This is a genomic window from Pseudomonas sp. 39004, from assembly GCF_028682155.1.
In the GTDB taxonomy this organism is placed as follows: domain Bacteria; phylum Pseudomonadota; class Gammaproteobacteria; order Pseudomonadales; family Pseudomonadaceae; genus Aquipseudomonas; species Aquipseudomonas capeferrum.
Genome location: NZ_JANIAG010000010.1, coordinates 21,738 through 33,437, shown reverse-complemented (window position 1 = coordinate 33,437; position 11,700 = coordinate 21,738). Strand labels below are relative to the sequence as shown.

The following is an 11,700-nucleotide window of genomic DNA, read 5'->3' as shown; positions in this document are numbered from 1 at the left end:
ACAGCGCGCTATGGGCCCTGCAAAAACATGTGGGAGCAACTGCCTTGCTCAAGCGGCTCCCACAAGCCCCTGCTCATTCATCACGCGCGCTGTGGCACGCCCTTCTGCCCTGGCCGGCGGTTCGGCGCCATGCCGTTGGCCAGCAAGGTTTGCTCGACGGTCGCGTACTGCTCGCCGATGCGGTAGATGGCGCGCGCTTCCTTGCCGCTGGCCACCTCACGCCCCAGTTCGTGCGCCACGCGCACGGTCTGCTGAATCTGCTGCACCGAGGTGAACGGCTTGCCGTGCTGGTCGATGATGGTGTCTTCGATGCCACAGCGCGGGTGCAGGCCCATGGCCAGGGCCATGGTATTGAACGGCAGCACATTCTTGAGCAACGACTCCGCAGTCAGGGTGCAACCGTCCGGCGCCCGGTGCACGAAATTGAAGAAGTTGAACGGGTTGGGGCCGTCAAAGCCGCCACCAATGCCGATCCAGGTCAGGTTCAGCGGGCCTTTGTAAACGCCCTTGCGCACCAGGCGCTCGAGGGTCTCCAGGGCATGCATGCCGGTCAGCTGGAAGTGCGGCTGGATGTTGCTCGCCTGCAGGCGGCGCAAGTGCTCTTCGACCCAGGCCGGCCCCGCAGGCACGGTCATTTCACTGTAGGCGGCCTGGATCCCGGGGCTGGCCAGCGATGTGCCTTCCAGGTACTCCGGGTACAGCAGCTCCATGATGTTCATCTGGGTGGTGTTGATCGCCACCGTCACCTGGTCCGGCTTGGGGGTCAGCTCGGCCAGCATGTGCCGGGTGTCGTCGCTCAGCCACTTGGCCGCTTCACCTTCGCCTTCGGGCGCAAAGGAAATCGAGCCACCCACCTGGATGATCATGTCCGGTACCGCTTCGCGGACCCCAGCGATCAGTTCGTTGAACTTGGACAGGCGCTTGGAGCCGGTGCCATCGAGTTCGCGAACGTGCAGGTGGAGCACCGTGGCGCCCGCTTCATAGCAGTCGACTGCCTTTTGCACCTGCTCATCCATGGTGACCGGGATGTCCTGCGGGAAATCATCCGGCATCCACTCGGGGCCATAGGGCGCCACGGTGATGACTACCTTTTCCATGTTTTCCGGGTGCAGCGAGTCGTCGAAGAATTGCATGTCTGATCCTCAGTCTTGTTCTTGTCTGTTCAGAAGGTGCTGTCGCCCATGATCCCGGCACGCTCCATCTTGCGATGGCAGGCCGGGTAGTCCATGACGGCGTAATGCTGGGTGCTACGGTTGTCCCAGATGGCGATGCTGTTGGGTGTCCAGCGCCAGCGCACCTGATACTCGGGGATGTACACCTGGCTCACCAGGTAGCGCAGCAGGTCGGCGGCACCGGGGTTGGCGTCCTGGCCGAAACGCACACGTTCGGGGGTGTGGTAATTGCTGAAATGGGTGGCGAAGGCATTGACGAACAGCACCTTCTCGCCGGTTTCCGGGTGGGTGCGCACCACCGGGTGCTCGGCGTCGGGGTAACGCGCCTTGAGCGCAAGGCGCTTGTCCAGCGGCATGGCCGCCCCAAAGCTGGCCTCGATGCTGTGCCGGGCGCGCAGCCCTTCGACCCTGGCCTTGATCTCGGCCGGCAGGTTGTCGTAGGCCAGCACCATGTTCGCCCACATGGTGTCGCCGCCTACCGGTGGGCATTCGACGCAGCGCAGCACGCAGCCCATCGGCGGCGCTTCGCGCCAGGTGGCGTCGGTGTGCCAGGCATTCTCATAGCGGTCGGCCGGCTGATCGGGGCGCTTGTAGATCTGCACCAGGCCGGGGTGCTCCGGGTCGCTGCCGGCGACCGGGTGGTCTTCCAGCTCGCCGAAGCGGCGGGCAAAGGCCACATGCTCGGCGCGGCTGATGGCCTGGTCACGCAAGAACAGCACCCGGTGCCTGAGCAGTTGGGCGCGGATCTCGGCGAACAGGCCGTCATCATGAATGGCATCGGCCAGCCTGACGCCCACCAGTTCGGCACCGATGGCGCAGGTCAGTTGTTCGACTTGCATGGCAGTGCCCCCTCAGATGACGAAGATCGACGAACCCGTGGTCTTGCGTGACTCCAGGTCACGGTGGGCCTGCACCGCATCCTGCAGGGCGTAGTGCTGGTTGATCTCGATGCGGATGCGGCCACTGCTGACATGGTCGAACAGCTCGCTGGCCAGGCGGGCTTTTTCCGCCGGCTCGGCGATATAGTCGGCCAGGGCCGGCCGGGTCATGAACAGCGACCCCTTGATCGCCAGGATCTGCGGGTCGAACGGTTCGATGGGGCCGGACGCAGTGCCCACGCAGACCATCAGGCCGCGGCGCTTGAGCGAGTCCAGCGAGCCCATGAAGGTGTTGCGGCCGACGCTGTCGAAGACCACGTTGACGCCCACACCGTCGGTCAGCTCACGCACGCGGCTGGCCACATCCTCGTGGCTGTAGTTGATGGTGTGGTCGCAACCATGGGCGCGTGCCACCTGGGCCTTGGCGTCGGTGGACACCGTGCCGATCACGGTCAGGCCCAGCAGTTTGGCCCACTGCGAAACGATCAGGCCGACGCCGCCCGCCGCAGCGTGCAGCAGGATGCTGTCACCCGGCTTGAAGTCGTACAGGCGGCGCATCAGGTACGACGCCGTCAGGCCGCGCATGGTCATGGCGGCGGCGGTCTCGAAGGACAGGGTTTCCGGCAGTTTGATCAGTGCTGCTGCGGAGATCAGGCGTTCGGTGCTGTAGGCGCCGAGGGTGTTGATAAAGCCGGTGTAGGTCACCCGGTCGCCAACAGCCACATGGCTGACGCCCTCGCCCACCGACTGCACCACACCCGACGCTTCCACGCCCATGCCATTGGCCAGCGGGATCGGGTAGGTGCCGTTGCGAAAATAAGTGTCGGCGTAGTTAAGGCCGACCGCCACGTGGCGCAGGCGCACCTGCCCAGGGCCCGGCTCGCCGACTTCGACGTCTTCGTAGCGCAGGACCTCAGGCCCTCCGGTTTCGTAGAAACGTACCGCTTTGGCCATGCCAATCTCCTTTCTTGTCGTTCTTGTTAACCGATAAACCGCGTGTTGAAGGGCAATTTAGGCCGTTGCGCCAAGCGGCGCTTATCATCGGACGACAACGGTTTTTCAGTTGATGACAGCGCGCATGGCACAAGCGCTCAGAACGCTGAAAGGGCACCATCGACGGCGATGGCCTGGCCGGTCATGTAGCTGTTTTCGCGGGCACACATTGCCCGCCCCCCGTGGCGGCACGGGCGAGGATCTTCTTCGCCAGGCTCATTCGGTGCACTTCGTTGGGGCCGTCATAGATGCGGAAGCTACGGGCATCACGGAAGATCCGCTCGACAATCGATTCGCCCGTGACGCCCTGCCCGCCCAGCACCTGCACGCAGCGGTCGATCACCCGCCAGATGGCCTCGGAGCTGAGCACCTTGGCCATGCTCGACTCGAAATTGCCACGCTCGCCCTGGTCCAGTACCCAGGCGCAATGCCAGATAGCCAGGCGCGTGGTATGCAGGTCGATTTCGTTGTCGGCGAGCATGAAGCCCACGCCCTGATGCTCGCCCAGCGGCTTGCCGAACGACATTCGCCGGTTGGCATAGTGGCAGGCCTCGTCATGGGCGCGGCGGGCCTGGCCCAACCAGCGCATGCAGTGGGTCAGGCGGGCCGGCGCCAGGCGCACCTGGGCGTAACGGAAACCTTTGCCCACCTCGCCCAGCACATCGCTGGCCGGCACCCGCAGGTTGTCGAAGCGCAACACCGCATGGCCGCCGGCAAAGCAGCTGTCCAGCGAGCCCATCATGCGTTCCAGGATAAAGCCCGGGCGGTCGGTGTCGGTCAGGAACATGGACGCGCTACCGTCCTCCATGCGCGCCATGATGATCGCCAGCTGCGCGCCTTCGGCACCGGTGATGAACCACTTCTGGCCATTGATGACGTAGTCGTCACCGTCACGCACTGCCTGGGTCGTCAGCATCGAGGGATCGGAGCCGGCACCTGGGCTCGGCTCGGTCATGGCGAAGCACGAGCGGATGTGGCCCTGCACCAGTGGCCACAGCCAGCGGTCTTTCTGCGCCGCCGTGGCCACGTGTTCCAACAGGTGGATATTGCCTTCGTCGGGCGCGTGGATGTTCAGGGCGACGGGCCCCAGTGGCGAATAGCCCGCCTCTTCGAAAATGATCGCCTTCTCGATATGGCTCAGACCCAGGCCTCCCATTTCACGCGAGGCATGCGGGGTCAGCAGGCCGTGTTCGCGGGCCCTGTCGAGCAGCGTCTGGCGCAGCTCAGGCGATGGACCATGGGCTGTCTGGCGGGGGTCATGCTCCATCGGCAGTACCGATTCGGCAATGAAGTGCCGGACTTTGGCTTGCAGGGCGAGCTGTTCGGCTGGCAGGGCAAAATGCATGGTGGGGTTCCTTGTAGAGGCTCAGGCGTGCAGGCGACGCGGGTCGATGGCGGCATGCAACTGCTCCATGACGGTCTTGTCGATCGATGCCTTGCCGGGGTCGTAGGGGGTGTAGTTGAGGGTGCGTATGCACGCGTGGGTTACCTGCGCGCCCGCCATGTCGATATCGACGATGTTCAGGCAGGCAGGGTCTTGTTCGAAAGCGGCAAGCCCGCCCAGCCCGGCACCGCTGGCCCAGGCCAGCAGGATGCGGTTGACGGCGTCGTGGCTGACCAGCAGCAGCGATGTCCAGCCGGGCTCGGCCAGCAATTGCTGAAAGCTGTCCAGCACCCGTTGCTGGAACGCCGCCCAGGGTTCACCGCGCAGAAAGGCAGCGCCGCGGTGGTCGGCCATTTGGTAGGCCTGGGCCACTTCGCGGGACAGGCAATCCAGGGGGATTTCCCGCAGGCGGCCGGCCTGCACCTCGCGCAAGGCGGCGCGCTGTTCCACCTCCAGGGCGCGGTGGCCCAGCAGCTGGTCGAGGGTCTGGCGGGTGCGCGGGTAGTCCGAACACACCGCACGGTCGAACCGAGTGTGCGCCAGCACACGGCCCAACGCCTGGGCCTGGGCCACGCCTTGCGCCGACAACGGTACAGTGCGCGGGTCGAGTGGGCGGCCGTCGGCGTCGAAGTAATCGACATGGCCATGCCGAACCAGATAGCAGCGGCGACGCTGTACGGGCAATTCAGTCATGGGCCAGCACCTTGGGGTTGCTGATGCTCAACTGCGCCCGGTTGATTGCCCGCAGTGCCTCCAGCAAGCGCGTAGCGTGCTGATCGTAGGCCCCTTGGCGAATGTTCCGCGCTAGCCACTCGCGGGCCTGCTCAAGCTCGGTCACTGCCTGGCCGCCCTGTGCCAGCAAGGCCTCCAGGGCCTGGCGCTCGACCTCGGTACAGTCCGCTGCCTGCGCCAGTTCGCGGCTGGCGATCAGCATGGCGCTGGCGACCATCCGCCCTTCGTAGTGCAACCCTTTCGGCAACGCCGGCAGCAAGTGCGTGAGCAGGGCTTCGCGCGCCGTCACAAGCAGGTCATGGGCATCGGGCTGGTTCATGCGTGGCCTCCACGGGTGAGCAAGATGATTTCCTGTTCCAGTTCACTGACCATCCGCCCGGTCAACGCCAGCTCCAGCGAACGTTGCTGGCCCGACACGTGGCGTTGAGCCTGCTGCAGGGCGATCACTGCCCAGCGCAGGTGGGCCATGACTTGCCAAAAGCGCAGCGCCTGGCGGTCCAGTTCCAGCGCCGACACGCTGCTGTACCCGGCGAGCAGGTCATCCAGGCGGCCGACGCCGCCGGCCTCCAGGTCCGGCCGGCCGAACCGCCAGCAACGTGCGGTGAACCAGCCCAGGTCTTCACGCGGGTCACCCCAGCCGGCGAACTCCCAATCCAGCACGCCGGTCAACGCGCCGGCCTCGACCAGGTAGTTGCCGGTGCGGTAGTCGCGGTGGATCAGGCACGCGGGCAAGGGCGCAGGCTTGTTCAGCTCGCACCAGCGCAAGCCCCACTCCAGTGTCGGGTGGCTACCTGGCAAGGCATCCAGAAAGCTACGGTACTGATCGACGCTGGCCTGCACCGCGTCAGGCGCTGCAGCGGGCAGAAACGCCAGCGCCGGTTGCGGCGGACGCAACTGATGCAGGCGCGCGAGGTTGGCGCCCAACTGCCGGCATAGCGCCGAGTTGCCCTCAGGCGCGGCGTGGTCGTGGGTGAGGCGGTGGCCGCTGGCATTGCCGTCGAGGGCATGCATGATGAAGAAGCTGCGGCCGATCACCTGCACGTCCTGGCACAGCCAGAGTGGCTTGGGCACCTTGACGCCGGCCTGGTGAACGGCGCTGAGCACCGCGAACTCTTGCGCGCGGCTCAGGCTGGCGGCCACAGCGGACACCGCGTCAGTGCGCAGGACCCAACGCTGGGGCTTGCCGGCGACATCGGCTTCGAGTAGCCAGTTTTCCTGGATGGCACCGCCTGACAATCGTTCACTGCGGGTGATGTGCACTGGCGGGGTGTCGAATTGCTGAGTCAGGTAGGTAGACAGTGGGGCATGGGCGCTGGCGATGTCGAGGCGAGCGCTGGGTTGCGGCGCGTGGTGACGGGATGGCATAGGCGGTCCGGTTGGCTGTTCGTAGGTGAACAGGGCAATAGCAAGATGACTGCCAGGTTTTTTGATATTTAGTTAAGTCTTGTTTATCAATGGGTTGGCGTTACCTCGAGGGGGGTGGTCTTGGCAGGTTTGAACAGGGACGTTGCATTTTTGAGACCGTTGTTCAGGGTTGCATTGGGGATGTTCGCCATGAAATTTTCAGCGTCTATGAAATCGAGCGCCGCCCGCGCGGCGCATCGCGAGCGAAGCTCGCTCCTACATCTGTTTCGGGCCAGTTATTCCTGAAGCATTGGCGCGCGCCCCCTTGGCGTCCGCCCCAATATCGCGTCGTACAAACGAGGGGGCGCGTGCCTATCTCACAGGCGAAATTGGCCCGAAACAGATGTAGGAGCGAGCTTCGCTCGCGATGCGCCGCGCGGGCGGCGCTCGATTTACGCCCCACCTCAACACCTGAGCCAAGCGCCTTGCGGCCCCCTCACCCACCCGCCCCCCCGACCAATAACCAAAATTCCCCCCGCACCAAGCGCCCCCTCGGCTAGGATGTCTGGCTGACCCGACGGAGCACTGCTTGCCATGCACCTTCCCGCGCTCAAACCGAACCAGCTGCGCCCGCCCGCAGATCCCCCAAAGGGCCTACTGCGCATACGGTTGCTCGACCAGCTGACCAGTGCGCTGGACGACGGCGCTGTCATCCTCCTGCAAGCGCCCTTGGGCTATGGCAAAAGCACATTGCTTGGCCAGTTCGCCCGCCGCCTGGCAGGCCCCTTCGCCTGGCTGCGCCTGACCCGTGCCGAGAACCAGCCCCTGGCCCTGCTGCTGCACCTGCACGCAGCACTGCAGTTGCCCGCGCAAGCGCGTGACACGCCCCACGGCGAACTGCTGTGGAGCCAGATCCTGGCCGACCTCGAAGCCCGCCAGGCACCCGTGACCTTACTGATCGACGACTTGCACCTGCTCAACGCCGCCCAGGCCTGGCACTACCTCGACACCCTGCTGCACGACCCGCCCGCGGCACTGCGCCTGATTGCCGCCAGCGAAGGCCCGCCGCCACTGCCGCTGGCCCACCTGCGCCGTAACGGTCGGCTGGTGCTGCTGGGCGCCCGTGAACTGGCCCTGGACAGCGAAGAAACCCGGCAATTGGCACTGGCCCGCGATGTCAGGCTGGGCAGCGATGCGCTGTACCAACTGCGCGCTGGCAGCGAGGGCTGGCCCAGTGGCGTGCTGTTCTGGTTCGAGGCCTACCGCGAGGCACTGCACAGTACCGGCCAGCCACCCGCCGACCTGCGCCCGATCACCCGCCAGGCCTATGCCCATGCCCGGCAGTTTCTTGAAGAAGAACGCCTGCGCCACTTGCCCACGGCGCTGCGCGGTTTTCTCGAACACACCGCCGTGGCCCAGGTGTTCGATGCAGGCCTCGCCCGCGAACTGGCCGCCGACACCGATGTCGCGGCCGCGCTGCGCCAGTTGCAGCGCCTGGACCTGATCATCGAAGTGCCGCACGCCAGCCACGCCGAATACCGCTACCACCCTGCCCTGCGCAACAGCCTCTACCAGCGCCTCGAACAACGCGACCCGCAGCGCCTGCGCCTGCTCCATCGCCAGGCGGCAAACTGGCTGCTGGTGCAGCGGCGCTACACCGAGGCGATCTACCAGTTCGGCCGGGCCAGAGACCTGGATGCCGTGCTCGGCATCGTCGACCGACATGGCTTCGAGCTGTTGCGCGAGGGCAAGGTCAACACCCTGGTCGATGTGCTCGACGAAGTGGCCGGCCATGCCGGCAACGACAGCTTCACCCTGGCGGTGACCGAAGCCTCCACGGTGATGGTCACCAATGATATCGCCCAGGCGTGCCAATGCCTTCGCCAGCTGTACGCCCTGCAGCGTCGCCAGGCAGTGCCGCGGCACCCCGAGCGGGTACAGCAGACGGTGATGTTCCTGCGCAGCCGCCTGGCCTACCTGGGCGGCAACCTGGCGCACGGCCTGGCCCTTGCGGCGCGGGCACTGCAGCAGTTCGGGCAACACAACGCGGCGCGTTCGGTGCTGTATTTCGACCGGGCCAACTGCCTGGCGGCCCTGGGTCAACTGCAACCGGCCCACGCCGAAGCCAGCCGTGCCCTGGTCGAGTTGCAGGGCTTCGGCCTGAGCGGCTACACCAACTTGCTGCAACTGCTGCTGGGCCAGATCGAGCTGGCCCAAGGTGCCAGCGAAGCGGCCTGGGCGCGCCTGCAGAACATGGCCGAACTGCCCGCCGCCGGCAGTTCGGGGCGTTTCTACGAACTGTTCCGGCACTTGGGTAAAGGGCTGGCGCTGCTGCAGGCCAACCAGCTGACTCAGGCGCGCCACGCCTTGGCCCAGGCCGAAGTGCTGGCCCTGGGTTTCCCGCACAGCGCCGCGCTGCCCTGGGTGTTCCACCACCAGGCCTGCCTGCACTGGGCGCTGGGCGAGACCAGCCAGGCCAAGGCGCGCTGGGCCGAAGTGCGGCGCCTGGCCCTGCAGTACCGCTTGTTCACCCTGTATCGCCAGGCCGGTGCCTGGCTGGCGCGCCTGGCGCTGCGCGACAACGACACGGACTACCTGCCCGGCTGGCTCGACCAGTGGCACTGGTGCAACCGCCAGTATGACCAGCAACTGCTGCCGGAGGAGTGGCTGGCCTATGCCTGGGTGCAGCGCCACCTGGGGCAGCGGGACAAGGCGCGGCAGATCCTGGCAACACTGCAGGCTCAGGCCCAGGCCCAGCTGAACCGCCGGCTGTTGCTCGACACCCTGTTGCTCGACGCGGCCCTGCACCAGGACCGCAGCGCCCACGACGACGCCCTGCACAGCCTGGAACAAGCATTGCAACTGGCGTGTCAGCACGGTTTCGGGCAACTGTTGCAGTACGAGGGCGACGCCTTCCTCGAAGCCTTGCGCCAACTGCTGCTGCCGCAGGTTCGCGAACGCCTGGCCCTGGCCGCCCCGGCACCGCCACGCGAACGCCTCAACAGCCTGTTCCGCCCGTTGCTGGCCGGCCGAGAGCACGCCGACAGCGCGTTGATCGTGCCATTGTCACGCCGTGAGCTGGAGGTGCTGCAACGCATGGCACGTGGGCAGAGCAACGGGCAGATCGCCGAAGCGATGTTCATCAGCCTGAGCACGGTCAAGACCCACATCAACAACCTGTTCCGCAAACTCGACGTGGTCGACCGCGACAGCGCCTTGTGTTCGGCACGCGAACTGCAACTGCTGAACTGACTCCACCCCGCGCAACACCGATTCCACCCCCCATTCCACCGGGGGGGTGGACGCGGCGCCCAGGCCTGCCTGCTACAACATGCCGAGTCCACCCAGCCAGGAGTCCGGCATGCCCAGCTACAAAGCCCCGTTGCGCGATATCACCTTCGTTGCCCAGGAACTGCTCGACCTGAGCAGCCACTATCAACAGCTGGCCGGCTGCGAAGCCCCCGACGCGGCCACCTTCGCCGCCATCGTCGAGGAAGGCGCCAAGTTCGCCGAACAGGTACTGGCGCCGCTCAACGCCGTCGGCGACCAGCACGGTTGCCAATGGCAGGATGGCAAGGTCAGCACCCCGCCGGGCTTCGCCGATGCCTTCCAGCGTTTCGCCGCCAATGGCTGGTTGGGCCTGGACAAGGACCCCATCTACGGCGGCCAGGGCCTGCCGCCCTCGCTGGGCTTCGTCAACCACGAAATGGTCTGCAGCGCCAACCACGCCTGGGGTATGTACGGCAACCTCACCGGTGGCGCCATCAGCACCCTCAGCGAGCATGCCGACGCGGCGCTGCGCCAGCGTTTGTTACCGCCGATGATTGCCGGCCGCTGGAGCGGCACCATGTGCCTGACCGAGGCCCACTGCGGCTCGGACCTCGGCCTGCTGCGCACCAGCGCCCGGCCCGAGGCCGACGGCAGCTACCGCATCAACGGCAGCAAGATCTTCATCTCGGCGGGTGAGCACGACCTGACGGAAAACATCGTGCACCTGGTGCTGGCACGCATCGAAGGCGCGCCAGCGGGGGTCAAAGGCATTTCGCTGTTCGCCGTGCCCAAGCGCCAGGTGGATGAAGCCGGTAACCTGGGCCAACCCAACGGCGTCAGCTGCGGCGCCATCGAGCACAAGATGGGCATCCACGGCAACGCCACCTGCGTGCTCAATTTCGATGGCGCCACCGGTTACCTGCTGGGCGAGGCCAACCGTGGCCTGAACGCCATGTTCACCTACATCAACGAGTCGCGGCTGGCCGTATCACAACAAGCCCAAGCCCACGCCGAAGCTTCGTTCCAGGGGGCCCTGGCGTATGCCCGCGACCGCCTGCAGATGCGCACCACGCCGCGCCTGCGGGCCGACCAGCCGGCCGACCCGATCATCGGCCACGCCGATGTACGGCGCATGTTGCTGACCCAGAAGGCCTACGCCGAAGGCGGTCGCATGCTCGCCTACACCTGTGCCAAAGGCGTCGACCTGCTGCACCACGGCGCCACCCCGGGTGTGCGCCAGGCGGCAGCACGCCGGTTGGCCCTGCTCACGCCGATTGCCAAGGGCTTCCTGACCGAGACCGGCAACGAGGCGGCGCAGCTGGGCATCCAGGTATTTGGCGGCCACGGTTTCATCCGCGAATGGGGCATGGAGCAGATCGCCCGCGATGTGCGCATCACCGCGATCTACGAAGGCACCAACACCATCCAGGGCATCGACCTGCTGACCCGCAAGGTACTGGCCGATGGCGGCGAGGCCTTGTCAGAACTGCTGGCTGAAATCGAAACCTTCATCCACACCACTTCGGCGTCGGCCGACCTCGCCCAGGCTTTGCACGACCGTGTGATCGCCTGGCGCGAGGTCAGCGAGTGGCTGAGCGACGCCAGCGCCACGGATGCCAACCTGGTTGGTGCCAGCGCGTACGACTACCTGATGCTCTGCGGCTACACCTTGATTGGCTACTTGTGGTTGCGTGCCGCCTGCGTCGCCGAACAGGCACTGGCGGCCGGCAGCGAGGACATCGCGTTCTACCAGGGCAAACGCGAGACCGCGCGCTTCTACCTGCAGCGCCTGCTGCCCAGGGCAAGCCTGCACGAAACGCTGATCCGCACCGGCAGTGACAACCTGATGCGCATCAGCGACAGCGCCTTCGCCCGCTGACCTTGCACGGCAGCGGTTTTTTCGGTGGTGGCCAAGGCTCCGGGCCGC

9 protein-coding genes are annotated in these 11,700 nt (G+C 66.0%); 2 read left to right on the top strand and 7 right to left on the bottom strand.

Annotated features, from left to right (window positions below; all coding sequences use genetic code 11):
* Positions 1 to 80 precede the first annotated feature (80 nt).
* The 7 genes from NP534_RS03265 to NP534_RS03235 form a co-directional block, all read right to left on the bottom strand.
* The gene (locus NP534_RS03265; protein WP_258713766.1) at positions 81 to 1,133 is read right to left on the bottom strand and encodes a 3-keto-5-aminohexanoate cleavage protein; all 1,053 of its coding nucleotides are present in this window, start codon (positions 1,131 to 1,133) and stop codon (positions 81 to 83) included.
* Positions 1,134 to 1,162: 29 nt separating this feature from the next.
* A complete protein-coding gene (locus NP534_RS03260) occupies positions 1,163 to 2,011 on the bottom strand; it encodes a TauD/TfdA dioxygenase family protein (protein WP_033698551.1) in 849 nt (282 codons plus the stop codon).
* Positions 2,012 to 2,023: 12 nt separating this feature from the next.
* Entirely contained in the window at positions 2,024 to 3,004 is a 981-nt protein-coding gene (locus tag NP534_RS03255) for a quinone oxidoreductase family protein (RefSeq protein WP_274097761.1), read from the bottom strand.
* 181 nt (positions 3,005 to 3,185) lie between these two features.
* Positions 3,186 to 4,388: an acyl-CoA dehydrogenase family protein gene (locus NP534_RS03250; protein ID WP_274097760.1), complete on the bottom strand. Its 1,203-nt coding sequence runs from the start codon at positions 4,386 to 4,388 to the stop codon at positions 3,186 to 3,188.
* Between the two features lie 21 nt (positions 4,389 to 4,409).
* Positions 4,410 to 5,120 (bottom strand): histidine phosphatase family protein, encoded by a 711-nt coding sequence (locus NP534_RS03245; RefSeq protein WP_274097759.1) that lies wholly within the window; start codon positions 5,118 to 5,120, stop codon positions 4,410 to 4,412.
* Complete coding sequence (locus NP534_RS03240) at positions 5,113 to 5,478, bottom strand: DUF6285 domain-containing protein (protein WP_274097758.1); 366 nt, start codon at positions 5,476 to 5,478, stop codon at positions 5,113 to 5,115. The genes NP534_RS03245 and NP534_RS03240 overlap by 8 nt, the downstream gene beginning before the upstream one ends.
* Positions 5,475 to 6,524: a phosphotransferase family protein gene (locus NP534_RS03235; protein WP_274097757.1), complete on the bottom strand. Its 1,050-nt coding sequence runs from the start codon at positions 6,522 to 6,524 to the stop codon at positions 5,475 to 5,477. Before NP534_RS03235 ends, NP534_RS03240 begins: the two co-directional genes overlap by 4 nt.
* 573 nt (positions 6,525 to 7,097) lie before the next feature.
* Here NP534_RS03235 and NP534_RS03230 point away from each other — a divergent pair.
* Entirely contained in the window at positions 7,098 to 9,755 is a 2,658-nt protein-coding gene (locus tag NP534_RS03230; protein WP_274097756.1) for a LuxR C-terminal-related transcriptional regulator, read from the top strand.
* Between the two features lie 109 nt (positions 9,756 to 9,864).
* Positions 9,865 to 11,652 carry an acyl-CoA dehydrogenase C-terminal domain-containing protein gene (locus tag NP534_RS03225; RefSeq protein WP_274097755.1) on the top strand — a complete coding sequence of 596 codons (1,788 nt, stop codon included), beginning with the start codon at positions 9,865 to 9,867 and terminating at the stop codon, positions 11,650 to 11,652.
* The last annotated feature ends 48 nt before the right edge of the window (positions 11,653 to 11,700 follow it).